This is a genomic window from Acinetobacter sp. ANC 4216 (assembly GCF_004331195.1).
Lineage (GTDB): Bacteria > Pseudomonadota > Gammaproteobacteria > Pseudomonadales > Moraxellaceae > Acinetobacter > Acinetobacter kookii.
This window is the reverse complement of record NZ_SJOC01000010.1, coordinates 52314-77937: the sequence shown is the minus strand read 5'-3', so window position 1 is coordinate 77937 and position 25624 is coordinate 52314. Positions and strand designations below refer to the sequence as shown.

Here is a 25624-nt window from a genome sequence, read left to right as displayed (position 1 = left end):
AACATTTCTAAGGGATTTCATGACGTGTTATGTAGCGGAATGTATTTTTAGATACAATTGATAAAAATTTAAGAAAATAAATAATTTATAAGCATGGTACTTAATGTCATTCATCTTGTTCAGATAATTGTCTACTGTGAATTGAAAATGACGCTGAAAGATTTTTATGCCTGATTTTTTAATGATGCAAATTGGAACCGCTAAGCTAGTTTCATGCGATAGTTACAAGTGCTTACACTCGCTACAGAGTCGATGTATTTGGTTAAAGAGCATTGCCAAATAAATATCTTTTTACAATATTTAAAATAAGGCAAAGCCTTAATACTTTTTCAATTGCACAATTCTGGTGCATACATGTGAGTATATTTAAAGTGACAACAGTTCAACCCGACAATACAAGAATAGAACGTGATTTGCTGGGAGCAAAGGAAGTTCCGGCCGCATCTTATTACGGTATTCATACTTTACGTGCTCTGGAGAATTTTCAGATCTCGAATCAAAAAGTGGGAAGTCAGTCCCATTTTATTCGGGCCCTGGCTCAAGTCAAAAAAGCCTCAGCACAAACCAATCTTAAATTTAATAAAATTTCAGAACAGGTCAGTCTGGCTATTCAGCATGCCTGCAATAGCTTAATTGCAGAACCTGAAAAATGGAGTCAGGCTTTTCCCTTAGATGTCTATCAGGGCGGAGCAGGCACTTCCATCAATATGAACACCAATGAAGTCCTGGCCAACATTGCCCTGGAACATTTAGGTTTTCATAAGGGGCAATATGAACATGTCCATCCCAACGATCATGTCAATAAGTCGCAATCCACCAATGATGTCTATCCTACGGCTTTACGTTTAGCCACATATTATAGTCTGGATGATTTATTGCTTCCGATCCAGAAACTGGTGGATAGCCTGCATATCAAGGCCGCCGAATTTCAATTTGTGTTAAAAATGGGACGTACCCAGCTGCAGGATGCGGTTCCGATGACTTTGGGACAAGAGTTTCGTGCATTTGCTACCTTATTAAAGGAAGATATACGTCTGATTCAGCGTACCCGTGAGCTTTTGCTGGAAGTGAATCTGGGGGCAACAGCCATTGGCACTGGCGTGAATACCCCCCAAGGCTATGCCCATGCTGCAATTCAGTCTTTAAATAAAATTACCGGGCTGAATTTAACGGGTGCAGAAGACTATGTCGAAGCCACCAGCGATTGCGGCGTATTCATTATTTTATCCAGCACCCTGAAACGGCTGGCAGTCAAGCTTTCAAAAATCTGTAACGATTTACGCCTCTTAAGTTCGGGACCGCGTACCGGTCTGGTCGAAATTCGCTTACCTGAATTACAGGCGGGTTCGTCCATTATGCCGGCCAAAATCAATCCAGTGATTCCCGAAGTGGTGAACCAGATTGCCTTTAAGGTCATTGGCAACGATTTAACCGTGACCATGGCAGCAGAAGCGGGACAATTGCAACTCAATGTCATGGAGCCGGTAATTGCGGTTGCAATTAATGAGTCGATTGAACTGCTCACCCAAGCGGTTGTCAGCCTTGACCGTAAATGTATTCAAGGTATTCAGGCCAATGAGCAGGTGTGTTACGACGCTGTAATGCGTAGTGTCGGCATTGTCACTTTACTGGATCCGATTTTGGGACACGCCAAATGCGATGAAATTGGGAAACAGTGCATTGCCGAAAATAAAACCATTCAGCAGGTGGTTTTAGAGCAGAAATTACTGACTCAAGAACAACTGGATGAAATTTTTGCTTTTAGCAATCTGGTTTCAGAAGTCACTTTACAGCATGAAGCTTTGGCACAGGTCGGCTAATTGCTAGCTACAAAAATTTAATCATGACAGCAACAGAAAAGGGAGCTGTTTAAACAGCTCCCTTTTTATATGAAAAATAGTCGTGAATATGCTGCAGCACAGGGTTAAAATATTCAGGATTTTTTTCGATGTGTCATGCCCATGCTGAACAAACTTGCCGGACTATTTACAGGTTCAGGACTGCTTAAAAGTTCAAAACCTTCTCCTGAACAGCTGTATCTTCAAGAAAACAATATCCTGTTTGATCCGGAGCAGGGTTATATTGTGGACGGAATTGTGGTCAATCAGCTGTCTGAGCGTTTGGCTTATTTTTCCAATCGTAAACTGAACAACTTTGATGATTTAAAAACTTTATATTTTACTGCCATCCTGATTAATGAAAAAATTGACCTGGAAATTGCCAGTCAGCGTTTTGTTGCACGTTTGGGCAACACCGAAGAAAACCTGTTACAGTTCAAGCAGATCATTCAGAAACTGAATGACTATTATCGCAATTTTCTGCGTGAAAAATAATCGCATCAACAGCTGCATATTCGGCATCTAAAAGGATTTAGATGCACTCCTGTGCTGTATATAAAAATAACCCAACCAAGAAAAAACCCATGTTAATATACGGTCCATGTCATTTAGACCAAAAGCTATATACATGTTCCAACAAGAAATTTCCCAATTAAATCTGCAACAGTTTAAGGCAGGCGAAAAACGCTGGGTCGGCAATTTGCAAGGCTCTTCGGCCGCTTTATTGTTCAAAGAAATTGCCACACAAAGTAAGCAATTGTTCATTGTTGTTGCCAGAAATAATCAGCATTTGGGACAGTTGGAAAGTGAACTGGAATTTTACGGGATTAAACCCACCATTTTCCCCGATTGGGAAATTCTGCCTTATGACCGTTTATCTCCGCATCAGGATATCGTGTCTGAACGGCTTTCCATTTTATCCAATATGCCGAAGCAGGGGGTGCTGCTTGTATCTGCGTCCACTTTAGTACAGCGTGTCGCACCGACTTCATGGCTGCTGGGTGAACATTTTGATATTCAGGTGGGACAGAAATTTGAACTGGAACAGCAGAAACTGCGTTTGGTTCAGGCCGGTTATCATCTGGTCGATACCGTTTATGATCATGGTGAATTTGCCATGCGTGGCAGCATTATGGATATTTACGCGTCTGGTCAAAGCGCGCCCATCCGTATCGATTTATTTGATGATGAAATTGAAAGCTTAAAATTTTTTGATCCTGAAACCCAAAGAACCACTCAAAACTTACCACAGTTTTCTGTATTGCCCGCCAAGGAATTTCCGCTTAAAGAAGGACGGGCAACCTTCCGTGACCGCTATGCTGAAAGTTTTCCTCATGCAAATCCCAAAAAGAATCCGCTTTATCAAGATGTACTCGATGGCATTGCATCGCCGGGACTGGAGTTTTATTTCCCTTTATTCTTCAGCAAAGAAGCGATGCAAACCCAAAGCACGCTCATGGCGTACTTACCCAAGAATGGCATTGTCATTACAGACAAGCATCTGGATGAAGGTTTAAGCAATTTTTGGAATGATGTACTGCGCCGTTATGAAGATCGTCGTCATAATGTCGACCACCCCATTTTACCGCCGGAAGACCTTTTCCTGATGCCCAATCAGGTATTGGAACAGCTGAATCACTTTGCACGAATAATCGCTTCATCTGAAGAGTTTGTCGAAAAAGCCGGGGTGATTAATCTTAATACCGAAGCACCTCCTCGTTTACCGGTTGAGCCTAAACAGGAAAAGCCTTTTTCTGCTGTCAAAAAGTATATTGAGGCTGCCAATCATCCAGTCCTGCTGGTCGCTGAAAGTGCAGGTCGGCGTGAAACCTTAAAAGATGCTTTACGTCCAGCTTTGGGTGATATTCCGAATATAGAAAATTTTGCAGAGTTTAGAAAATCCTTATATGTAATCGCGATTACCAGTGCACCACTTGATCGTGGTCTGGTGATTCCCGGTCATCTCAGCGTCATTTCGGAAAACCAGCTTTATGAACATCGTGTGGTACAGCGCCGCCGCAAGCGTCAGCAGGAAGTTTCAGAAGAGTTCCTGATCCGTAGCCTTACTGAACTCAGTATTGGTGCGCCGGTGGTCCATATCGATTACGGTGTGGGGCGTTATGCTGGTCTGATTACCCTGAATATTGATGATCAGGAACATGAGTTTTTACAGCTGGATTATGCCGACGCTGCCAAGGTCTATGTTCCGGTCACCAACTTGCATCTGATCAGCCGTTATAGTGGTGGTGATCCTGATCTGGCGCCATTACATAAATTGGGCACCGATGCCTGGAACAAGGCCAAACGTAAAGCGCTGGAACAGATTCATGATGTGGCAGCAGAACTGTTGCATATTCAGGCGCGTCGCCAGTCTAAACCGGGCTTTAGCTTTGAACTGGAACAAAGTCCTTATATGCAGTTTGCCAGCGGCTTTGCCTATGAAGAAACCCTGGATCAGGCCAATGCCATTGAAGCGACTTTGCACGACATGCAAATGGCAAAACCCATGGATCGTCTGGTGTGTGGCGATGTCGGTTTTGGTAAGACTGAGGTTGCGATGCGCGCGGCATTCGTGGCGGTACAGAACAATAAACAGGTGGCGGTTCTTGTTCCGACCACACTGTTGGCACAGCAGCACTATGAATCATTTAAAGACCGTTTTGCTGACTGGCCTGTGCGCATAGAAGTGTTGTCACGTTTTGGTTCGAGTAAATCACACACGAAAACCATTGAAGATCTGGCAGAAGGTAAAGTGGATATTGTGATTGGTACCCATAAAATTTTGCAGGAAAATGTCCAGTTTAAAAATTTGGGGCTGATGATTGTCGATGAAGAACACCGTTTTGGCGTGCGTGACAAGGAGCGGATTAAGGCCATGCGTGCAGATGTCGATATGCTCACCCTGACCGCGACCCCTATTCCCCGAACCCTGAATATGGCCTTTAGCGGGATGCGCGATTTATCGATTATTGCCACACCGCCTGCACGCCGTCTGGCCGTGAAAACCTTTGTTCAGGAGCAGACTGGCGAATCGATTAAAGAAGCCATTTTGCGTGAATTGCTGCGTGGTGGGCAGGTGTATTTCCTGCATAATGAAGTGGATACCATTGAACGCACCGCAGAAAATATCCGTGAACTGGTGCCAGAAGCACGTGTTGCAGTGGCACATGGACAAATGCGGGAGCGTGAACTGGAACAGGTCATGCAGCAATTCTATCACAAAGAATACAATGTGCTGGTCTGTTCCACCATCATTGAAACCGGGATTGACGTTCCCAATGCCAATACCATTCTGATTGAGCGTGCAGACAAGTTGGGTCTGGCACAGTTGCATCAGTTGCGTGGGCGTGTTGGTCGGTCACATCATCAAGCCTATGCCTATTTACTGGTACCTTCCATTAAAGGTCTAAAAGGGGATGCGGAAAAACGTCTGGATGCGATTCAGCGCGCATCCAATTTAGGCGCAGGTTTCATGTTGGCAACCGAAGATCTGGAAATCCGTGGAGCGGGTGAGTTGCTGGGCGAACAGCAAAGTGGTTCGATGCAGGCGATTGGTTATAGCCTGTATATGGAAATGCTGGAAAAAGCCACCAAAGCCATTCAAAAAGGCAAAACCCCGAATTTCGATGCACCATTGTCCCTCATTGCAGAAATCAACCTGCATATGCCAGCCCTGATACCAGATGAATATCTCGGGGACGTACATCAGCGTTTATTGTTCTATAAACGCATCAGTAATACCGATACCCAGGAAAAACTCGACAATATCCGTATGGAGCTGATTGACCGGTTTGGCGTGCCACCGCAGCCAGTGAAGCAGCTGTTTGCTGTGCATCAAATCCGTTTAAAAGCGGAGCAGCTGGGCATCACCAAGATTGATATTGGTTCTCATGGTGGACATATCGAATTTTCACCCGAAACACCGGTACAAGCCATCAGTATTATTCAAATGATGCAAAAACATCCCACCTTTTTCCGTATGGATGGCGGGCAACGCCTGAAAATCATGGTTATGCTGGAAGATTACCAAAAACGTATCCAGTTTATTGTCGATTTAATGGACAGTTTGTTAAAAGAAATTCATTGATTTGACAGGGAGTGCATAATATTTACGCATTCCCTTTGCAATTTGATCGGATTTTAAAAAATAGTGCGATGAAGCGCTTGATTTTTTAAAGAAATTTATTAAATTCGTGAATGTTCACGTATTCGCTGTAAATAGTGGTTTATTTGTAATGAAACACATTGCATAGAATATTCACGTCCCATTGTATGTGATAGTATTAGCCATCATTCTAATTTTGCATAATTTATAAAGATATGTTTAGTTTGCATCCACAACTTGCTCAAGATACTTTTTTTGTAGGCGACTTTCCACTGTCAACATGTCGTTTAATGAATGATATGCAATTTCCGTGGCTCATATTAATTCCACGCGTACCAGGCGTGAGCGAGTTATATGAATTAAGTCAGGCTGACCAGGAACAGTTCCTACGTGAATCTAGCTGGTTATCGAGTCAGCTTTCACGCGTATTCCGCGCAGACAAAATGAACGTGGCAGCCCTTGGAAATATGGTTCCACAATTGCATTTTCATCATGTCGTGCGTTACCAGAATGACGTGGCTTGGCCAAAACCGGTCTGGGGTACACCAGCAGTTCCTTATACCAATGAAGTTCTTGCACATATGCGTCAAACCTTGATGTTGGCACTACGTGGTCAGGGTGATATGCCATTTGACTGGCGTATGGATTAATACCTGCCTATTGAAAAGCCATAGTATGGAATTTATGGTGTAAAGACTCGGATCAGGAGTGATTGAGTGTCATTAGACGACTGGATTAGAAAAGAACCCAGACAATTTGAATATTTCCATCGCTTGATGGGATATATGATGTTGTCTTTACTTGTGATTGTCTACCATTACACGGCTTCTGACACCCAATATCAGATTTATATTCCTTTTTTCCTGCTGCTGGTTTTTCTGGTTACACCGAGATTATCGAACTGGCTCCAGTATCGCTTTAATTCCAATATAAAACGCAGTGTGTTGTTTATTACCGATGTGGTTGTTATTTCGGTTATTTTATCTGCCATTCATTTAAACCTGGTTCTGACTTTTATTTCAATATTTGTCATTTTATATACCGCAATCACCAACAAGATTTCTTTTTTGGCGGTTTCATTGGCAAGCCTGATTGGAATCGCAAATTTTTATCTGTGTAATATTCTGATTTTTGGTTTTGGTGAGTATTTTGAACAAACCACCGGTGAGTTAACCGTATTAGGTTTTATCTGTTTAATCACCTTTTTTGGTGTGGGCAGTTTTTACCAAAGCAGCCAGATACAACATATCAGTAATCGCCGGACCTATTATTACGATCAAATGAATCGTTATATGGAATTCGCAAATCAGCTGAGCCGATATGCACCTGTGCAGTTGTGGCAGTCAATCATGAAAGGGGAATCGGAAGCCAAAATTGAATACAAACGTAAGAAAATGACCATTTTCTTTTCAGATATTCAAGGTTTTACCGAGCTTTCAGAAACCTTGATTCCAGACGATTTAGCCTTCCTGCTGAATGACTATTTAAGTCATATGACTGAAATTGCCAGGCAGTATGAAGCGACTGTCGACAAGTTTATGGGGGATGCCATTCTGATTTTCTTTGGTGACCCAATCTCGCAAGGTGTAGAGCAAGATGCAAAAACCTGTCTGGACATGGCGATTGATATGCGTCAGCAAATGAAACTGCTGCGTGAGCGCTGGATCAAGATGGGTTATCCGGCCCTACATATCCGTATGGGGATCAGTACGGGATATTGTCACGTAGGGAACTATGGGGCAGCACATCGTATGGCATATACCATTGTGGGGCGTGATGCCAATTTGGCCGCACGTCTGCAAAGTGCCGCAGCAGTCGATGAAATCCTGATTTCTGATGAGACCTATAATTTAATTAAAAATGATTATTTATGTGCGCCTAAAGCACCGATTCGGCTTAAAGGCATTCAAGGTCCGGTGAAGACCTGGCAAGTCATGGAAAAATATACTTCGCGCAAATCGGATTATCAGCGCTGGTTTGATTATGAGTACAAGGGTTTCCATTTATTGCTGAATCTGGATGAAGTTCAAAACTATGAATATCCGGAATTGATTCAAGTGCTGGAGAAGATGATCAAGCGTATTGAAAAACAGCAAAAAATGACCAATTCAGAAGGTATAGTCCGGCTAAATCTGGAAGATGTAGTTGAAGATGAGAAAGACGAGCAGTATCACTAAAAACGTAATTTAAATGCAGCCTAAAGATGAAAAAACCACGCGATTGCGTGGTTTTTTATGGCTAAAAATCTTAATGATTTTCTGAAGCATGGTTAATGGTATATTTTGGAATTTCCACTTCCAGATCTTCATCCACGACTTTAACTTGGCATGAAAGACGTGAATCCGGTTCCAAGCCCCAGGCACGATCCAGTAAATCTGCTTCAACATCAGACATTTCTTCAAGGCTGTCAAAACCTTTTCGAACTACGACATGACACGTGGTGCATGCGCAGGACATATCGCATGCATGTTCAATCTTAATGCCGTTTTTTAACAGGCTTTCGCACAGGTTGGCATTCTGTTCGACTTCAAACTCGGCACCATTCGGGCAAATTTGCGCATGTGGAAGAACTTTAATACGTGGCATAATTTTTTCCTGTTCAGTTGTCCGAGTTTGACCAGTCATCAAGTTTAGTGCCTTTCAGGGCTGCATCAATATGTTGATTCATACGTGCAGCAGCAAAAGCATCACTGTGTATTTTAAGCTGTTCTAGAGCCTGTTCAATCGCTTTGATATCGGTGGTTTCGAGTTGAGCCTCAAGTTGAGCCTTGGCTTGATTCAAGGAGGCTAACTGTTCAGCAGTTAATAGCTGGGCATCCACTTTTAGGGCTTGTTCCAATGCTTCCAGTTCACGTTTTGCTTCAACCTTGGTTTCTTGCAAATGACGAAGATGTTTATCTTCTTCAGCATATTTGAAACCATCAATCAGTAAACGTTCGGTATCGGCATCAGATAAACCATAAGAAGGTTTAATGTCGATTTGCGCATGTACACCAGACGTGGTTTCTTTGGCCGAAACAGTCAACAAGCCATCGGCATCAACCTGGAAAGTGACCTCAATACGTGCCTGACCAGCCGTCATTGGTGGAATGCCATGCAAGACAAAGCGACCCAAGCTACGGCAATGTTCCACCAGATCACGTTCACCTTGTACCACATGAATCAACATGGCGGTCTGGCCATCCTGATAAGTGGTAAATTCCTGGCGACGCGCCACAGGAATGGCCGTGTTGCGTGAGATTAAACGTTCAACCAGACCGCCCATGGTTTCCAGACCAAGAGAGAGTGGAGTAACGTCCAATAACAAGGAACCATCTTTGGAATTGCCAATCAACTGGTTTGCAGTGATGGATGCACCGATGGCGACGACTTCATCCGGATTAATGGTGCACAATGGTTCCTGATTGAAGACATCACGCACGGCTTTTTGCACCGCATAAGAACGGGTAGACCCGCCCACAAGCACGACATTTTTAATATCATCCAGCTCAAGTTTGGCATCACGCATCACACGCTTACATACGCTGATGGTTTTATCCAAAGCCAATTTAATGATGTCTTCAAATGTAGCACGGTCTAAAGTCAAAACCTGATCTAAAACTTTCAGCTCAACCGATTCGGCATCTGACAGGGCTTCTTTGGCTTTTCGTGCAGAAACAATAAAATGTGCATATTCGGCATCATCTAAAGTTTCAATATTCAGTTGTTTTTTAGCCCATTTCACAATCAGGCGATCCAGGTCATCACCACCTAAAGCAGTATGTCCACCAGTCGCTAAAACTTCAAAAACACCTTGCGAGAAACGCAGGATTGATACATCAAAGGTACCACCGCCCAGGTCATAGATCACATAGTTTTGATCGTGAGCGAGGTTGGTTTCCTGATCCAGACCATAAGCTACAGCCGCAGCAGTTGGCTCATTGAGCAGACGTAAAACATTCAGACCCGCCAGTTGTGCAGCATCCCGTGTTGCCTGACGTTGTGCCTCATCAAAATAGGCTGGAACCGTAATCACGGCACCATTCACTTCATTTTTTAAACTTTCTTCTGCACGGTCTTTCAGCTGTTTTAAAATTTCTGCTGAAATCTCCACAGGTGTTTTACGGCCTTGTGCAGTTTCAAAAGCAGGCATCTGGTTGTCTTCACCCACCAAAGTATAAGGGTGCTGGAATTTAATGTCCGCTTTGGAACGACCCATAAAACGTTTTACTGAAACAATGGTATTTTTGGGATCTGTGGTAATAAAAGGCTTGGCTTCATCACCATAATGCGTGTTGTTATGGCTATAGTGAACAATGGACGGAAGTAACACGCGACCTTGTTCGTCGTTGAGGACTTTGGCTTGACCTGAAAGTACCGTGGCAACCAATGAATGCGTCGTACCCAGGTCGATACCAATGGCAATGCGGTGTTCATGCGGTGCACTTGATTGACCAGGTTCTGCAATTTGCAAGAGAGCCATTGTGTTACATCCTTAGAACTAAAATTAAAAATAAAATCAAAGCAAATTAAAAATCATCATCTAAATCAAAGCTGTCGTCATCCAGGAAACGATCTTCAGCTTTGTCGATGTCAGACATGACCTTAACAAAGAAACGCAATTTACGCACGGTATCACGGGCTTCGCCCCAGTCTTCATCGTTATAGTCGATTTTGAATTCACGGACTAAACCGTCAATCCATTGCTGGACTTCAACTTTTAAAGATTGCAGGTCATCGGCAGATGCAGCATCGTCGAGCTGTTCACGAATTTCCAGTGCATCCTGAAGAAACTCAAAATCACTGATCGACTGATCCAGGTGATAATCCTGTTTTTTCAGACTCAAGAGATAGGCAGCGCGGCTATCAACATTAGATAAAGCTTTGAATGCCTGATTGATCTCGCTCGATTTAATCAGGGCCTGATCTTTGTCTTCGGCTTTATCTGGATGATATTGTTGCTGCAACTTCAAAAATTCAGTTTTTAAGGCTGCTAAATCAATATCGAGTGCTACAGGGAGGTTGAACAGCTCAAAATGATTCATGGGAGATAGGATCCACGATAGATATGCAAAAGTGACTGCTATAAATGCAATTAAAACAGTGCATTTTACACTGTTTTAATCACCAAAAGAGAGACAATGGAGTGTTTAAACGGTGAAAGATTCACCACAGCCACATTCGCCTTTTTTATTGGGGTTGTTAAATTCGAAGCCTTCATTGAGACCGTTTTTCACGTAGTCCATCTCCATACCTTCAAGATAAACCAGGCTTTTCGGGTCAACGAAAACCTTAACACCAAACTGCTCAAACATCTGGTCATGTGTATCGACTTCATCCACGAATTCGAGTACATAAGCCAAGCCAGAGCAGCCTGAAGTTTTCACACCAACGCGAATGCCTTCACCCTTACCACGATTTTTTAGGTAATTGCTGATATGAGTTGCAGCATTTTCAGTTAAATGGATCATGAAAACTCCGTTAATTTTCCATCAAAAACTTGAAACACTTAAGCTTTTGTTTTTTTGCTGCGGTAATCTTCAACAGCAGCTTTAATTGCATCTTCAGCCAGCACAGAGCAGTGTACTTTTACTGGAGGGAGAGCCAGTTCGTTCGCGATGTCGATATTCTTGATCGCTTGAGCTTCGTCCAAGGTTTTACCTTTTAGCCATTCAGTCACAAGCGAGCTAGAGGCAATCGCGGAACCACAACCATAAGTTTTAAAACGTGCTTCTTCAATCACACCTTCATCATTCACTTGAATTTGAAGACGCATTACATCACCACAAGCCGGTGCACCGACCATACCTGTACCAACATTTTCAGCATTTTTGTCTAAAACGCCAACATTACGAGGGTTTTCGTAATGATCAATTACTTTTTCGCTATAAGCCATGATGCTTCTCCAAACCTCGGGGTCAGCCTTAAGATTAATATGGGGGTGAAATTACGTTTATCAACGAGATAGCTTTAAATTTTAAAGCTATCTCCAGGACATGAATCAGTGTTCAGCCCATTCAACTGTTGAAAGGTCGATACCTTCTTTATACATATCCCAAAGCGGAGAAAGTTCACGCAATTTCTCAACAGCAGCTTTAGTGATTTCAAGAACATGATCGATATCTTCTTCAGTGGTGTATTTACCGAAGCTGAAACGGATTGAACTGTGGGCAAGTTCGTCTGAAAGACCTAATGCACGAAGTACATAAGAGGGTTCAAGGGTTGCAGAAGTACATGCTGAACCAGAAGATACAGCTGCATCTTTCAGGGCCATCATCAATGATTCGCCTTCAACGAAGTTAAAGCTGACATTGAGATAGTTTGCAACGTTTTGAGTTGGATGGCCGTTTAAGAACACTTGTTCTAAACCTTGTAGACCATTCCATAATTTGTCACGCAGTACACGTAGCCGCTTTTGTTCGGCTTCAAGGTTTTTGCCTGCAAGTTCAAACGCTTCGCCCATACCTACAATTTGGTGAGTTGCAAGTGTACCTGAGCGCATGCCGCGTTCATGACCGCCACCATGCATTTGCGCTTTAAGACGGACACGTGGTGAACGGCGAACAAATAATGCGCCGATACCTTTAGGGCCATAAATCTTGTGCGCAGAGAAACTCATTAAATCAACTTTTAAAGTTGAAAGATCAATCTCTACCTTGCCTGCAGCCTGAGCCGCATCCACGTGGAAGAAAATTTTCTTGGCACGGGTAATTTCACCGATCGCTGCAACGTCAGTGATGGTACCGATCTCGTTGTTCACCATCATCAGCGACACCAGAATGGTATCTGGGCGAATCGCTGCTTCAACCATTTCCGGGGTAATTAAACCTGTTTGAGGCAGTGGTTCAAGATAAGTAATTTCGAAACCTTCTGCTTCTAATTCACGGCAAGTATCTAAAATTGCTTTATGTTCAATTTTACTTGTAATGATGTGTTTGCCTTTAGAGGCATAAAATTGAGCCACACCTTTCAGTGCCAGGTTATCAGATTCCGTAGCACCTGAAGTCCACACGATCTCGCGTGGATCTGCTTTGACCAAGTTCGCAACTTGTTCACGTGCATATTCTACTTTTTCTTCAGCCTGCCAACCGTAAGCATGAGAACGAGATGCAGCATTACCGAAAGTACCGTCGAAAGTTAAGCACTCCATCATGCGTTCTGCAACTTGAGGGTCTACAGGAGTGGTTGCTGCATAATCAAGATAAATCGGACGTTTCATGTCAAATACCTGTAACCGATAAAAGGGCTGAATCAAATGATGCTGTATTTTGGCGAATTGCAACGGTTTGAACGTTGTCGCGTGCTACCAGGTCAGCAAGGGTGATTTTTGCTAAATAATCGGCAATGTGGTGGGAGAGTTCTTGCCATAAATCATGAGTCAAGCACATTGCACCATTTTGGCAGTTACCTTTATGGTCACAACGCGTTGCGTCAACTGTTTCATTTACAGCTTCAATAATTTCTAATACTGTGATTTCTTCTGCGTTACGTGCCAGATGATAACCACCGTTGGCTCCACGCACACTAGAAACTAAGCCGTGGCGCTTTAATTTCGCAAATAACTGCTCAAGATAAGCCACAGAAATAGTTTGACGAGCTGCAATTTCAGCAAGCGTAATCGTTTGTTCAGTTGGCTGCAAAGCTAAATCAAGTAGAGCAGTCACTGCGTAACGACCGCGAGTAGTAAGACGCATGATTCGATACACATATTAAGACTAGATGTGTCGATTTTATGAATCCTGACTAAAATAGTCAAGTTTTTTTGTGGGGGTTTAAATTATTTTGTTTTATAGGAAAATTATATATTTATACAATCCACCAAGTATACACTAATAACGCAACTAATAGCACGATAGTTAGACTAAAAACGATATTCATTCTTTTTTGTTTTTGCTGCATACGACGAATACGATTCTTGTATTGTTTAACTTCTACCTCTAAGGTATTGATCTTGGAACGTTGTTGATCAATTTTTTCTAATAGGGGAGCAATACGTTTTTTGGAAGCAATAATCTCCTGTTCATCCGCAGGTTCGCTAAGCCACTGTTTCCAGTCAGATAAAACTTTTGGAAAGCTGAACAGCAAGGCTAAATCGCGAAACTCATCCTTTAAGGTACTGTCACCATCAATACGCATTTTTTTAATGCTGCGTCGATTGCCAAAGACAAATACTTTGATTAAATCCATAAGCGTGGTGCGAATATCCAAATCGACTACTTTCGCTGGTGCCTTGGTGTCAAAGAGTATGCCGTGTTCAGTAAAAACCACATAAAAATCAAAATAAGGTAAATAGCTATTAATTTTAATGGTTATTTTTTGATCTATAAATTTTTTAGCCTGCAAGCCAACGACCCGATCATGTTTTAAGATGAAGGTAAAGATTGTCTCTAAAACAATCATGGTCATTGTGAGCAACAAATGCGGTTGTTTTTGACCTTGTTGCGATTCACTCATAAAACTTAATCCTTACCTGAAAGGAGCATCCCATGCTCGAAAATGTGTTTCAGGACTTATCAACAAATATATTAATCTTGCTTTGTAGAACAGTTTAGCAAATCGATCAAGTATTTAATTTGTTATTATAGCTGTATTTTTTGAGTAATTATATTTAAGTTGTATGGAAAATAAGCAGGAGATTGGCTGAATGGATAAATCAATAAAAGATCAAGAGATTGATCAACTAAAAAATGAAAATACTGATAAAACAAAGAATAAATCACGTTCAGGTCGTAAATCGGGTCTGGATTTTCGTAAATATACTCAGCAGATATGGCTTGCTGGCCTGGGGGCTTTTTCGCGTGCGGAAGAGGAAGGCAACAAACTCTTTGACTCTTTAGTCAAGGTCGGTGAAGAACTGGAATCCAAGACGTCTGAAATTGCCGATCAAACCGTAGAAAAAGTTTCGGTAAAAGCCAAAGAATCGGTGAGCGATACCAAAGACAAGGTCGAAAAACTCATTGACCATAGTGTTAACCACTCTTTAAACAGAATTGGTCTGGTTACCATAAAAGATATTCAACATTTAGAAAGTCTCATATTACAACTCCATAATAAAGTCGATTTTTTGATTGAAGAAAATAAGCAGTTAAAGGCACAAATGTTACAAAAATGAAACTTTTTTAGTTTTTCTGCATTTTTCAACAATTTTTTTCGCAATTATTTTATAGAAAAGCTGATTGAGAGTATTGCGTTTTGCCCCAAAGCATTGATATAAAGGTGTTATGGAATCCTTAGACCTTAAATAAACGATATTAAGAGGACGTAATCTTCATGAATAAATCAGAATTAATCGATGCAATTGCAGAGAAAGGGGGATTGTCTAAGACTGATGCAGGTAAAGCCTTAGATGCAACAATTGCTTCAATTACTGAAGCACTTAAATCTGGTGATACTGTTACACTTGTTGGTTTTGGTACATTCAACGTTAAAGAACGTGCGGCACGTACAGGTCGTAACCCGCAAACTGGCGCAGCTTTAGAAATTAAAGCAAGCAAAGTACCAAGCTTTAAAGCAGGTAAAGGTTTAAAAGATTCTGTAGCTTAATCTTTCTTAAAGCCGATAAACGCGCCCTATAGGCGCGTTTTTTATTAATAATGCCGATTTACAGTGTGAACACATTCATTCAGCTGAGGTTTTCGGGTAAAATCCCCCAGAAATAAAATATTGGAATACTTATGGAATCTTTTCGTAAAGTTATTAAGGGCTGGTTGGGCAAAGTGTTGCTCATTTTGTTTTTGACCCCTTTAGCACTTGTAGGTATTGAAGGATATTTTAGTGGCGGTAAGTCAGAAGACACGGCAAAACTGGTGAATGGCCAAGAAATTTCTAAAAAAGAATTAGAATCGCTGACTCAAACATTTAAAGAACAATATTTGGCTTATGCCAATGGCGACGAAACTTTACTGAACCAATCTTTCATTGAAAACAAGGCGATGGATAGCCTGGTCGCTCGAACCTTGTTGTTACAGCAAGCAGAAGAGCTGGGCATTTCATTAAGTGATGCACAAATTGAACAGATGGTTGCCCAGCAACCAAGCTTCCAGGAAAATGGTAAATTTTCTGAAGCCTTGTACTCAAATTATTTGCGTTCAGTGGGCATGACCAGTCAGGCTTTGATTGCCAACTTGCGTAAAGACCATGCCTTGAAAATGTTGACTTCAACATTTATGGACTATGCATTGGTGAGCAAGCTTGATATTCAGCAAATTGCCAACTTGCAAACTGAACAACGCACCTTGCATCTTGCCAGCATTAAACTGGATGAATACAAGAAAAATATCAAAGTCACACCGCAAGAAATAGCAGCTTATTACAACAAGCATCAAAATGCGTTTAAGCAGGTTGCAAGTGTAGATGTGGACTATGTTGTGCTTACGCCTGCTGATGTTGCACCTGCCAATACTCAAGTGACAGATGCTGAATTGCAGCAAGCTTATAATGCATTTGTTGATGCGCAAAAGCAGAATGTTAAGCCATTGGTCAAGCATATTTTAATTACGGCAGACACCCGTTCAGACGCTGATGCGAAAAAATTAGCTGAGGAAGTTGCTGCGAAAATTAAAGCAGGTATGTCTTTTGCTCAAGCTGCAGCGCAATATTCGGATGATACTGAATCGAAGGCTAAAGGTGGTGTGGTAGAGGCTTATGCAAAAGGCGTGTTTGGTGATGCATTTGATCAAAGCGTTGCTTCTTTAAAATCAGCCCAAGTTTCAGCACCGGTTAAAACCCAGTATGGTTATCATTTAATTGAAACCGAAGCCGCTGCAGTGAAATTGCCTTCATTTGAAGCTGAAAAACCGCGCTTGTTGGCTGAGCTGCAAAAGAATAAAACTGCAAACTCATTCTCGGATGCTGTTAATAGTCTGAATGAGCTGGTTGTAGGGAGCGATGCGCTAGATGTGGTTGCTCAGGAAGTTAAAGGTGTAACGGTTCAGTCTGTGAAAGGTATGACCCTGGCTACACAACATCCTGTACTGAGTGATGCCAATGTTAAGGTCAAGCTGTTTAATGATGATATAAAAAATGGCGATCGCAATGCATCTAGCAGCATTCAAATGGCAAATGGTAATACTGTTTGGGTAAAAGTACGTAATTATCATGCGGCTGGTGTGCAGACTTTGGCTGAAGCAACACCACGTGTAAAAGCAAAACTCATCGAACAGAAAGCAAGTGATGCAGCGAAAGTGAAAATCCAGACAGCATTGAATAACTTTAAATCACAACCAGCTGCTAGCGTTGTGGCACAAAGTCAGATTACTTTTGAAAATGCTGGTGTATTTACGCGTTCACAAGGTTTGAAACGTGAAATTGAGCGTGCGGCATTCAGTGTTCCGGCACCGAAAGCAGGCATGTGGTCAGTTACAACTGCTTCTTTGCCTAATGAATTGGTAGTGGTTGCTGTATCAAATGTGAACAAGACGACTTCGAATGCCTTAACCAATGAACAGTTGGGTGAATTGTCTAAGTTGTATCAACAGCTTCGCGGTCAGCAGGAACTGGATGATTACACGCAATATCTAAAGTCACATGCGAAGATTAAGTAATCTTAAGTGAAATAAAAAAAACCTGCGTTAACGCAGGTTTTTTTATGGCTGAATTGAAGCTTATTCAGCACGTATTTTCAGTTCATAGCCTGAATATTTGCGGATATTAATGACACCGGTATCCAAGATTAGATATTGTCCTTTAATACCCAGTAATTTGCCACGAATAATCGGTGTTTTATCCAGATTGTGTGACTTGATTTTTTCGGGATATTGCTCGACCGGATAAACAAACTCGCGTGGCAGCTCATTTTCCATGACTTCAATTGTTTCGTTAAATTCGAGGTTCTGGCTAAATTCATCCCGAATGGTTTGAATTTTCGGTGCAAATTCTTCTATCAGCTGTTCACGCACTTCTATTAAATTGAGCGGTTCAGCTTCGCCTTTCAGTAGTTTGCGCCAATCCGTCTTGTCTGCAACCTGAGTGCCAAACATAATTTCCAGTTGGCCTGAGAGACGACGGGAACCTACTTTCATAATCGGCAAAGCCTGGGTTGCACCCTGGTCCAGCCAGCGCGTTGGCATTTGTCCAAGACGGGTGATGCCGACTTTTAATGCACTTGAGTTGGCCAGATAAACAATATGCGGCTGGAAGCACACCTCATGAGCAAAGCTATCTTCACGGCAAGTCCCGAGATGATAATGACAGGTTTCCGGTTTCATAATGCACATGTCACAGGATGCTTTGGTTTTGAAACATTTAAAGCAGTGACCCTGTGAAAAGGATTTACTGGTTTTGCTACCACAGGATACACAGTAGATATTGCCGGTCCATTCGATTTCAATTTCCTGGCCTAAATTGAATGGCAGGTCAACTTCTGAACGATCTAGAATAAATTTATATTCAACATTTGCCTTGTGTGTATGTTGATCAGTTACACTAAGGTCCTTAAGACCTGCATGCATTTTATGGCAAATGCCTTGTAGTTCCATACAGAATACTCTCTTCAATAATAAGGATGCAGTTATGGCTGAACAAAATGTCATTACTTCAATGCTAGACGATTTATCTCAGGAACAGCCTATCCAAACTGCATTATGTATTGGTCAAAATCTTGCACAATACGACAATAATCAATCAATTCAATGGCACTATTTTAACGTAACTGAGTTTTTAAATCTGCCTTTTACCCAGCGATATGATCTGGGTTTTGTGGTGATGGATGCACAAGAGCTGGTGCTACTTTCTGATGCGCAGAAGTCTCAGCTGTTAGTGAGATTGCGTGACCTGATGGCAAAACGAATTGTTGTGGTGAGCCGGTTACAGGATGAAAAATTGTTGCGTGCATTGGGTTTTACCCAGCTGATTGATAAAACCCGTCATGACAGTGATTTTACACTGTGGCAATTCAATATTTTAACCTATAAACATGTGCCTGACTGGTTTAACTCCAAATTCTGGGCAAACCCTGAAAACTGGAATAAATTTCGCTGGTAATGTGCTGAATTTTATAATTGCAAATTTTAACAATAGCGATTTATTTATTACGTTCAAAGCATCGTATTCTTTTATTAGGCTCATAAAAGGATAATGCGATGACGAATCTTAGTAATATTGTTGAAATGCTGGCTAAACAGGCTTTAGGTGGCAATCAGCAACAATCACGGCAGGGTGGTTTAGGAGATATTTTAGCTTCGGTATTTGGCCAGATGAGTGCGAATGATACTCAGCAAAGTCAACAACAAAACCAGCAGAACCAGCAAAGACAACAAGGTGGGTTGGGCGGAATTTTGGGATCAGTGCTGGGACATTTGAGTGGTCAACAAAATCAGCAACCTCAGTACAACCAACAGCGAAGTAATGTAGGTGCTAATGCGACCAAGACCTTATTGATTGCGGTGCTTCCTTTGGTGCTTGCCTGGATTCAGAAGCAAGGCGGTTTGCAGGGTGCGCTGGATAAACTAAAAGGTATGGGACTCAGTCGCCAGGTGGATGATTGGGTTTCTACAGGTCCAGGTGAAAATGTCAGTGTGGACCAGCAGCAGGTACAGGGTCTGTTTGATGATCAGGAAGTCGAGCAGGTCGCACAGGAAACCCATGTACCCAAACAGGATATTTACGCTGCGATTTCAAAAGTCTTGCCGCAAATTATTGATTCACTGACCCCACAAGGCGAACAAACCAATAAGCAGGAAGCCAATGCTGATATTCAGCAGGTGATGAACCTGGTGTCCGGCTTTTTGAAACGTTAAGATTTTAACCGGCTGAGTGGCTGTCTCAGCTGGGTTTGAGGCATTTAAAATAAAATAGCCTATGCTAAATGAATGCTATTGATGATTTTCCATGTTAAATAAATTGTTGGACTTGGAAATTTTTTTAGCAATATAGTGGGACTTTTTTAGACGAATCAAAATAATCTGCGATTGAAATTCCAGTTCACCAAATTCAGGCTCAACCTGTACATAATGTAATTGTCCAAAACTGTCCCGTACCCGTGCCTGTGCGGAAAATCCCGGACGGGCATTGCCACTGGAAATGGTCGCCAAACGTCCCAGTAGACTGACCTGTTGCTTGGTCAGTGTCGGCTTGATGACCTGGTCAAGGCAATGAATCATAAATACAGTGAAAAACACCGCAATGATCAGCGCCGGGATCATCAGATAATAAGCAGGCAAAAATGCTTTCTGCTGTGCAAATACGCAAAGTTGCAGAAAATAGCCTGCAAAACTGAAGTTCATCAGTAAAAACACCACAATCAGTGTTTTGGAGAATTTGACGTTGAGCAGGGGTGAGTCGGTAAGTTTCTTTGGTGAAAGCGTTTTTAGAAACTCGGTCGGGCGAATGTTAAAATAATAGCCAATGGTTTCTGCCATGCTGAGTACAATTAAGGCCAATAAACTTAAATGAAACGGGATCAAGTTATAGTCTTGTAGAAACTCAAGCATGGCAAATTCCATTGGGTTTATTCTTCTTTCAGGTAAATTCCACCATCAGAATGCACGGTAATTTCAACTTTTTCAAGTGATTGACCCTGGCAGGGACCAGAAACACATTCACCGGTTTCAACCAGAAACAGGGCTCCATGCGTGGAGCATTCAATATATTCCTGATCACGGTCTAGAAACTGGTTTTCCAGAAATTCCAGCTCGACCTGCAAGTGAGGACAGAGATTCTGATAGGCATAGAATGAGCCGTCACGCTGGGTAATGAAAATCGTATCACCATTTGGCGTTTCGTATGAACGTGCTTCACGTTCAGGAATCTCTTCCATCATGGCAATTTTAATCATTATGCACATTCCTTCTGAAAGTTATTTAATAATTCTGCGTAACTTTCTACACTCAGGCGCGGGCCAAACTGTGAAACCACTTCACTTGAAATCAGGATTGACAGTTCAGCAGCCAGTTTAAGGCTTAAGCCTGCATTCAATGCATACAGGAATGCACCTGCAAAGGCATCGCCGGCACCATTGGCATCTACCGCAGTCACTTTACGGCCTGGAACTTTCAAGGTTTGTTCAGAGTCGGAAATTAAGGCACCTTCAGCTGATAATGTAATGACAGTGTATTTGCTTTTTAGTTGCAATTTAGCCAGTGCTGCTTCAATTGAATCGGTTTCTGTGTACATTAAAGCTTCATGATAATTGCACAGCAATAAATCCACACCATCATCCAAAAGCTCATCCAGGCCTTGACGTGCATACTGCACCATTGCAGGATCAGAAAGGGTTAAGGCAATTTTTACCCCATGTGCTTTTGCAATTGCACGGGCCTGTTTAACCGCTTGTCTTGCAGTATCGCTGGTGGACAAATAGCCTTCAATATACAGCCATTTTGCGGTTTTTAAGGGTTCAAAATTAATTTGAGCTTCACTCAGCTCAGCGGTAATGCCGAGGTAAGTGTGCATGGTGCGTTCAGAATCCGGACTCACCAGAACCATACAGGTACCAGTCACACCTTCACTGACGGATTGCTCGGCGGTTTGAATACCTGCTTCGTTTAAACCTTTCAGATAAATCTGACCAAGTTCGTCGTTGCCTACGCGGCAAGCATAAAATGCGGTGCTGCCCAAGGCACTAAACGCAACGGTGGTATTTGCGGCAGACCCACCCGAGGCTTGACCTTTGTATAGTTGTGTTTCTTTTAAATTATTATATAAATTTGCTTGCGTTTCACCATCAGTCAACTGCATAGTGCCTTTTTGCAAATTTTGTTGAATCAGGAAATCGTCAGAGACTTTAAATTCTTGGTCGATTAATGCATTACCAATTGCAAAAAGATCAACAGTTGTCATGTCTTTCATTCACATTTAAATTAAAACGCTAAGTTTACACCAATGCTCATGATTGCTGTAGATTGATGAATAAAATTCAATATATAGTCAATTTATTCGTTCAAAATACCCTATAGGACAGAATAAGGAAGGTTAGATGAATATCACGATTGATAAAGCTGAACAATTACCTGAACAAATCAAGGAATTAGCCAAGCAGGCACAGCAAGAAGGATTTCAGTTTGTTGATCGATTGATTGAAGAGTTTGAAAGTGGCAAGAACAGGTTTGATCAACCGGGCGAATTCCTGCTGTTGGGCTATCATGATGACAAGCTTGTGGCTTGTGGCGGTTTAAACCAGCAATGGAATGAAAATGAAATTGATAGCCGGATTGGCCGGGTACGTCGTTTTTATGTCTTGCCTGAATATCGCAAGCATGGTGTAGGCAAACAACTGTTACAACAGCTGGAAAAAGAGGCACGTGCCAACTTTTCAGCCCTGTGCCTGAATACCGACACCAAAAATGCAGCACATTTCTATCAAAAACAAAACTATGTGTTTGTAGAGAATCATCCTAACTATAGTTATTTCAAATATCTGATCTAGTTTTGATCTTTGACTATGACACTGTTCAGTCCAGGTGGGCTTGATGGTGTCATGCTAAAGCAATTGATTAATTTAAATGCTTTTTATTCTGCTGATACCAGTCTAAAAAAATAATTAAAAATTATTTTAATTCAATCTCTTGTTTATTGTGTGGATAGCTTTATTTTGCACTGATTTTAAATACGGAATGATTCCCGGCTAAAATTCATTTTTAATAAAGTTACATTAAAAATTGCGCCTCTTTACTTAACCTATGACGCTCTTAAAACTGGACTAAAATGCTTGGAATTTCGTAACAGTACAAATTCAAATAGTGCAATATTCAGGTATAATCAAAACCATCTTATAAATATGTAAATGTTGGAGATCACATGACTGTAGATGTCACTGAAACCATTTCTCAAACTGTTCATCCTGCGTTTCAGTTGATACGTCAACACCATGTTGAAGCCCTAGATATTCGGGTGTCAGAATATCAGCATAAAGTCACGGGGGCCATACATTATCATCTGGCCAGCGATCTGGATGAAAATGTCTTTCTAGTGGCCTTTCGTACCCAGCCGATGGATTCAAAAGGTGAGGCGCATATTTTAGAACATACCGCACTCTGCGGTTCGGAAAAATTTCCGGTTCGTGACCCATTCTTCCTGATGATTCGCCGTTCACTCAATACCTTTATGAACGCGTTCACTTCAGCGGACTGGACCGCTTATCCTTTCGCGACGCAAAACAAAAAAGACTTTCAGAACCTGCTGGAAGTGTATCTGGATGCTGCTTTTGCTGCGAACTTGAATGAACTGGATTTTGCCCAGGAAGGGATTCGCATTGAGCTGGAAAATGGCGAACCGGTCTATAAAGGCGTGGTGTTTAATGAGATGAAAGGGGCCATGAGTTCTCCTTCAGATCAGCTCTATCATCAACTGGCGCATCATTTATTCCCGCATACCACCTATCATTACAATTCCGGTGGTGATCCCAAGGATATTCCGGACTTAACTTACCCAGAGTTAGTTAATTTCTATAAGTCACATTACCATCCAAGTAATGCGGTATTTATGACTTTTGGCAATGAGTCGGCTTATTACTTGCAGGAACAATTTGAAACTTTAGCCTTGTCTAAATTTGAAAAAGGTCAAACCCTGCATTCAACGCCCGAAACCCGTTTAACTGCACCGCTTGAAGTCACAGAAACTTATGCGGTAGATGCGGAAGACCTAAAAGATAAAACCTATCACGTGATTGCATGGCTGTTGCCGCAAGCCAGCGATATTAAATTGCGCTTGGGGATGCGCCTGGTTGAAGGAATTTTGCTGGAAGATTCAGCTTCGCCTTTGCGTCATTATCTGGAAACCTGTGGTTATGCCCAGTCGACTGGTCCAATTATGGGCGTGGATGATTCCAACTTTGAAATGACTTTCTTCTGTGGTGTACAAGGTTCAAATCCTGAACATGCCCAGGAATTTAAAGACGGTGTGTTTAAGGTGCTTCAAGAAGTTGCTTCCAAACCGGTCGATACTGAAATGGTCGATGCCATTTTGCATCAGATTGAATTGCATCAGCGTGAAATCAATGGCGATGGCATGCCGTACGGTTTAAGCCTGATTTTAAATGGATTAAGCAGCGTGATTCATCACAGCGATCCGATTCAGGTCTGGGATGTCGATACAGCCATTGAACAGGTGAAAGAAGAACTCAAAGACCCAATGTGGTTGTCGAACCTGATTCAAGAATATCTGCTGGATAATCCGCATCGTGTACAGATGACTTTGGTGCCTGATGCAACCAAGTCGGCAAGAGAAGCTGAAGCAGAAAAAGCGCGTCTGGCTGCCATTGGTGCCAAACTGACGGATGAGCAAAAAGCAGAAATCATCAAGCAAACCGAAGCCTTAAAAGAACGTCAAGATTCGCCGGATGATTTGAACCTGTTGCCGAAAGTCGGTCTGGAAGATGTTCCTGCAGATTTGCACATCGTACAAGGTCAATTGCGTGAAATTATCAGCAATAACCTGGATACACCTTTGAATTTGTATCATGCCGGGACCAATGGCATTTACTATCAGCAGGTGCTGGTCAAAATTCCGGATCAGGTGGTTCAGTCGCCATATTTCAATTTACTGTCAATTTTGCTGGGTGAGGTCGGTGCGGGCGAGTACGACTATCTGGAACTGCAACAACTGCAAACTGCAGTGAGTGGTGGCGTGGGGATGGGTGCATCTTTACGTTCAAAAATTGATGACAAAAACAAGATTAGCGCTTGGCTCACCTTGACCACCAAATCGCTGGTGAATAATTTTGAAGCCATCCGCCTGTTGAAACTGGCATTTGAACAGCTACGTTTTGATGAGAAAGATCGCATTATTGAATTATTGCAGCAACGTAAAACACGCTGGACTTCACGTATTTCTGGTTCGGGGCATAGTTATGCCATGCAAATTGCAGGACGTAACCACAGTGCCTTGGCACAACGTGACTATCAGAATACCGGTTTGGGAGCGCTGAACTGGTTAGGTAATCTGGTGAATAAAATTGAAACTGATGAAGCTGCTTATGAGGCGTTAATCGCGGAATTAAAAGCCATTCATCGTCTGCTGTTACAGGCACCCAAACAATTCCTGCTGGTGTGTGAAGAACAGCAGTCCGATCGTCTGATTGAAGAAGTCCAGGCGGTTTGGGATAAATTGAGTGTAGATCAAACTCCAGTAGAATTAACGCAAATCATCACAGAAAATAGCAATCTTGACGAAGCATGGCTGATTCAGGCCAATGTCCAATTCTGTGCGGCGGCTTATCCTGCGGTAGAAATGTCTCATCCCGATGCTGCACCTCTTATGGTGTTGGCAGCTTATTTACGCAATGGCTTTTTGCACAGTGCAATTCGTGAAAAAGGTGGGGCTTACGGCGGTGGTGCAAGCTACGATGGCAATGCTTGTTCGTTCCGTTTCTATAGCTATCGTGATCCGCGCCTGGCAGAGACTTTTAAGGACTTTGATGCCAGTATCCAGTGGTTGTTGAATAGCGAACACAAACCGCATCAACTTGAAGAAGCAATTTTGGGTTTAATTGCGAGCATGGATAAACCGGGTTCTCCTGCCGGTGAGGCGATTACTGCCTGCTATGCATTATTGCATGCACGTACACCTGCGGTGCGCAAGCAATTACGTGCACGTTTACTTGCTGTAACTCTGGATGATCTGAAACGGGTTGCAGAACAATATCTGGTTCAGCAAAAACCGGTGAAAGCGGTGGTTGCACCTGTGGCTAAACGTGAAGCGCTGCTTGAACTTGGTTTTGATATTAAACAAGTGAACTAATAAAAAAACATCATTTGAGGTAAGACCC

General features: G+C 42.2%; 24 protein-coding genes. 12 read left to right on the top strand and 12 right to left on the bottom strand.

Annotation, left to right across the window (positions count from 1 at the left end):
- Window positions 1–371 precede the first annotated feature (371 nt).
- The 5 genes from aspA (at window position 372) to E0H88_RS09630 (ending at window position 8120) form a co-directional block, all read left to right on the top strand.
- Complete coding sequence (gene aspA / locus E0H88_RS09650; protein ID WP_131274071.1) at window positions 372–1820, top strand: aspartate ammonia-lyase; 1449 nt, start codon at window positions 372–374, stop codon at window positions 1818–1820.
- A gap of 141 nt (window positions 1821–1961) precedes the next feature.
- Window positions 1962–2333, top strand: coding sequence for a hypothetical protein (locus E0H88_RS09645; protein WP_131274007.1), 372 nt, complete (start codon window positions 1962–1964; stop codon window positions 2331–2333).
- 133 nt (window positions 2334–2466) lie between these two features.
- Window positions 2467–5925 carry a transcription-repair coupling factor gene (gene mfd, locus E0H88_RS09640; protein WP_131274006.1) on the top strand — a complete coding sequence of 1153 codons (3459 nt, stop codon included), beginning with the start codon at window positions 2467–2469 and terminating at the stop codon, window positions 5923–5925.
- A 233-nt stretch (window positions 5926–6158) separates the two neighbouring features.
- Window positions 6159–6593 (top strand): HIT domain-containing protein, encoded by a 435-nt coding sequence (locus tag E0H88_RS09635; protein WP_092819429.1) that lies wholly within the window; start codon window positions 6159–6161, stop codon window positions 6591–6593.
- A 66-nt stretch (window positions 6594–6659) separates the two neighbouring features.
- Window positions 6660–8120 (top strand): adenylate/guanylate cyclase domain-containing protein, encoded by a 1461-nt coding sequence (locus E0H88_RS09630; RefSeq protein WP_131274005.1) that lies wholly within the window; start codon window positions 6660–6662, stop codon window positions 8118–8120.
- A 70-nt stretch (window positions 8121–8190) separates the two neighbouring features.
- Here the strand turns inward: E0H88_RS09630 and fdx are convergent, their stop codons facing one another.
- From fdx to E0H88_RS09590, 8 genes are all read right to left on the bottom strand, one after another.
- Entirely contained in the window at window positions 8191–8529 is a 339-nt protein-coding gene (fdx, locus tag E0H88_RS09625; RefSeq protein ID WP_131274070.1) for an ISC system 2Fe-2S type ferredoxin, read from the bottom strand.
- Window positions 8530–8542: 13 nt separating this feature from the next.
- Window positions 8543–10405: a Fe-S protein assembly chaperone HscA gene (gene hscA / locus E0H88_RS09620; RefSeq protein ID WP_131274004.1), complete on the bottom strand. Its 1863-nt coding sequence runs from the start codon at window positions 10403–10405 to the stop codon at window positions 8543–8545.
- A 46-nt stretch (window positions 10406–10451) separates the two neighbouring features.
- Window positions 10452–10967: a Fe-S protein assembly co-chaperone HscB gene (hscB, locus tag E0H88_RS09615; protein ID WP_131274003.1), complete on the bottom strand. Its 516-nt coding sequence runs from the start codon at window positions 10965–10967 to the stop codon at window positions 10452–10454.
- A gap of 105 nt (window positions 10968–11072) precedes the next feature.
- Window positions 11073–11393 (bottom strand): iron-sulfur cluster assembly protein IscA, encoded by a 321-nt coding sequence (iscA, locus tag E0H88_RS09610; RefSeq protein WP_086196349.1) that lies wholly within the window; start codon window positions 11391–11393, stop codon window positions 11073–11075.
- 38 nt (window positions 11394–11431) lie between these two features.
- Complete coding sequence (gene iscU, locus E0H88_RS09605) at window positions 11432–11818, bottom strand: Fe-S cluster assembly scaffold IscU (protein ID WP_092819434.1); 387 nt, start codon at window positions 11816–11818, stop codon at window positions 11432–11434.
- 105 nt (window positions 11819–11923) lie between these two features.
- Window positions 11924–13141, bottom strand: coding sequence for an IscS subfamily cysteine desulfurase (locus tag E0H88_RS09600; RefSeq protein WP_092819435.1), 1218 nt, complete (start codon window positions 13139–13141; stop codon window positions 11924–11926).
- 1 nt (window position 13142) lies between these two features.
- Window positions 13143–13616, bottom strand: coding sequence for an Rrf2 family transcriptional regulator (locus E0H88_RS09595; protein WP_086197843.1), 474 nt, complete (start codon window positions 13614–13616; stop codon window positions 13143–13145).
- A 112-nt stretch (window positions 13617–13728) separates the two neighbouring features.
- On the bottom strand, window positions 13729–14376 hold the full coding sequence (locus E0H88_RS09590; protein WP_131274002.1) for a hypothetical protein: 648 nt from the start codon (window positions 14374–14376) through the stop codon (window positions 13729–13731).
- A 190-nt stretch (window positions 14377–14566) separates the two neighbouring features.
- Between E0H88_RS09590 and E0H88_RS09585 the strand changes: the two genes are divergently transcribed.
- From E0H88_RS09585 to E0H88_RS09575, 3 genes are all read left to right on the top strand, one after another.
- Window positions 14567–15034, top strand: coding sequence for a phasin family protein (locus E0H88_RS09585; protein WP_131274001.1), 468 nt, complete (start codon window positions 14567–14569; stop codon window positions 15032–15034).
- 158 nt (window positions 15035–15192) lie between these two features.
- Complete coding sequence (gene hbs, locus E0H88_RS09580; RefSeq protein ID WP_004651791.1) at window positions 15193–15465, top strand: non-specific DNA-binding protein Hbs; 273 nt, start codon at window positions 15193–15195, stop codon at window positions 15463–15465.
- 131 nt (window positions 15466–15596) lie between these two features.
- The gene (locus E0H88_RS09575; protein WP_131274000.1) at window positions 15597–17465 is read left to right on the top strand and encodes a SurA N-terminal domain-containing protein; all 1869 of its coding nucleotides are present in this window, start codon (window positions 15597–15599) and stop codon (window positions 17463–17465) included.
- Between the two features lie 60 nt (window positions 17466–17525).
- Here E0H88_RS09575 and E0H88_RS09570 read toward each other — a convergent pair whose 3' ends face one another.
- Window positions 17526–18398, bottom strand: a complete 873-nt coding sequence (locus E0H88_RS09570; RefSeq protein ID WP_131273999.1) for a DUF2797 domain-containing protein — start codon at window positions 18396–18398, stop codon at window positions 17526–17528.
- 34 nt (window positions 18399–18432) lie between these two features.
- Here E0H88_RS09570 and E0H88_RS09565 point away from each other — a divergent pair, with 34 nt between their 5' ends.
- Together E0H88_RS09565 and E0H88_RS09560 are read left to right on the top strand one after the other, a co-directional pair.
- Window positions 18433–18903, top strand: coding sequence for a DUF6231 family protein (locus tag E0H88_RS09565; RefSeq protein WP_131273998.1), 471 nt, complete (start codon window positions 18433–18435; stop codon window positions 18901–18903).
- 98 nt (window positions 18904–19001) lie between these two features.
- Window positions 19002–19658 carry a YidB family protein gene (locus E0H88_RS09560; RefSeq protein WP_131273997.1) on the top strand — a complete coding sequence of 219 codons (657 nt, stop codon included), beginning with the start codon at window positions 19002–19004 and terminating at the stop codon, window positions 19656–19658.
- A 75-nt stretch (window positions 19659–19733) separates the two neighbouring features.
- On the opposite strand, the gene E0H88_RS09555 is transcribed toward E0H88_RS09560, so the two are convergent.
- Genes E0H88_RS09555 through E0H88_RS09545 form a run of 3 tightly spaced genes read right to left on the bottom strand, consistent with a single transcriptional unit; the run spans window position 19734 to window position 21699 of the window.
- Complete coding sequence (locus tag E0H88_RS09555) at window positions 19734–20351, bottom strand: OB-fold-containig protein (RefSeq protein ID WP_092819507.1); 618 nt, start codon at window positions 20349–20351, stop codon at window positions 19734–19736.
- A gap of 17 nt (window positions 20352–20368) precedes the next feature.
- On the bottom strand, window positions 20369–20680 hold the full coding sequence (locus tag E0H88_RS09550; protein WP_171458684.1) for a Rieske (2Fe-2S) protein: 312 nt from the start codon (window positions 20678–20680) through the stop codon (window positions 20369–20371).
- Window positions 20681–20694: 14 nt separating this feature from the next.
- The gene (locus tag E0H88_RS09545) at window positions 20695–21699 is read right to left on the bottom strand and encodes an adenosine kinase (RefSeq protein WP_131273995.1); all 1005 of its coding nucleotides are present in this window, start codon (window positions 21697–21699) and stop codon (window positions 20695–20697) included.
- 136 nt (window positions 21700–21835) lie between these two features.
- Between E0H88_RS09545 and E0H88_RS09540 the strand changes: the two genes are divergently transcribed.
- Both E0H88_RS09540 and E0H88_RS09535 read left to right on the top strand, forming a co-directional pair.
- Window positions 21836–22285 (top strand): GNAT family N-acetyltransferase, encoded by a 450-nt coding sequence (locus tag E0H88_RS09540; protein WP_092819444.1) that lies wholly within the window; start codon window positions 21836–21838, stop codon window positions 22283–22285.
- 371 nt (window positions 22286–22656) lie between these two features.
- A complete protein-coding gene (locus E0H88_RS09535; RefSeq protein ID WP_131273994.1) occupies window positions 22657–25596 on the top strand; it encodes an insulinase family protein in 2940 nt (979 codons plus the stop codon).
- Window positions 25597–25624: the final 28 nt, after the last annotated feature.

Coding starts and splice junctions, on each gene's coding strand:
- E0H88_RS09645 (WP_131274007.1), top strand. CDS start 1,962: ATGCTGAACAAACTTGCCGGACTATTTACAGGTTCAGGACTGCTTAAA.
- mfd (WP_131274006.1), top strand. CDS start 2,467: ATGTTCCAACAAGAAATTTCCCAATTAAATCTGCAACAGTTTAAGGCA.
- E0H88_RS09635 (WP_092819429.1), top strand. CDS start 6,159: ATGTTTAGTTTGCATCCACAACTTGCTCAAGATACTTTTTTTGTAGGC.
- fdx (WP_131274070.1), bottom strand. CDS start 8,529: ATGCCACGTATTAAAGTTCTTCCACATGCGCAAATTTGCCCGAATGGT.
- hscA (WP_131274004.1), bottom strand. CDS start 10,405: ATGGCTCTCTTGCAAATTGCAGAACCTGGTCAATCAAGTGCACCGCAT.
- hscB (WP_131274003.1), bottom strand. CDS start 10,967: ATGAATCATTTTGAGCTGTTCAACCTCCCTGTAGCACTCGATATTGAT.
- iscA (WP_086196349.1), bottom strand. CDS start 11,393: ATGATCCATTTAACTGAAAATGCTGCAACTCATATCAGCAATTACCTA.
- iscU (WP_092819434.1), bottom strand. CDS start 11,818: ATGGCTTATAGCGAAAAAGTAATTGATCATTACGAAAACCCTCGTAAT.
- E0H88_RS09600 (WP_092819435.1), bottom strand. CDS start 13,141: ATGAAACGTCCGATTTATCTTGATTATGCAGCAACCACTCCTGTAGAC.
- E0H88_RS09595 (WP_086197843.1), bottom strand. CDS start 13,616: ATGCGTCTTACTACTCGCGGTCGTTACGCAGTGACTGCTCTACTTGAT.
- E0H88_RS09590 (WP_131274002.1), bottom strand. CDS start 14,376: ATGAGTGAATCGCAACAAGGTCAAAAACAACCGCATTTGTTGCTCACA.
- E0H88_RS09585 (WP_131274001.1), top strand. CDS start 14,567: ATGGATAAATCAATAAAAGATCAAGAGATTGATCAACTAAAAAATGAA.
- hbs (WP_004651791.1), top strand. CDS start 15,193: ATGAATAAATCAGAATTAATCGATGCAATTGCAGAGAAAGGGGGATTG.
- E0H88_RS09575 (WP_131274000.1), top strand. CDS start 15,597: ATGGAATCTTTTCGTAAAGTTATTAAGGGCTGGTTGGGCAAAGTGTTG.
- E0H88_RS09570 (WP_131273999.1), bottom strand. CDS start 18,398: ATGGAACTACAAGGCATTTGCCATAAAATGCATGCAGGTCTTAAGGAC.
- E0H88_RS09565 (WP_131273998.1), top strand. CDS start 18,433: ATGGCTGAACAAAATGTCATTACTTCAATGCTAGACGATTTATCTCAG.
- E0H88_RS09560 (WP_131273997.1), top strand. CDS start 19,002: ATGACGAATCTTAGTAATATTGTTGAAATGCTGGCTAAACAGGCTTTA.
- E0H88_RS09555 (WP_092819507.1), bottom strand. CDS start 20,351: ATGCTTGAGTTTCTACAAGACTATAACTTGATCCCGTTTCATTTAAGT.
- E0H88_RS09550 (WP_171458684.1), bottom strand. CDS start 20,680: ATGATGGAAGAGATTCCTGAACGTGAAGCACGTTCATACGAAACGCCA.
- E0H88_RS09545 (WP_131273995.1), bottom strand. CDS start 21,699: ATGACAACTGTTGATCTTTTTGCAATTGGTAATGCATTAATCGACCAA.
- E0H88_RS09540 (WP_092819444.1), top strand. CDS start 21,836: ATGAATATCACGATTGATAAAGCTGAACAATTACCTGAACAAATCAAG.
- E0H88_RS09535 (WP_131273994.1), top strand. CDS start 22,657: ATGACTGTAGATGTCACTGAAACCATTTCTCAAACTGTTCATCCTGCG.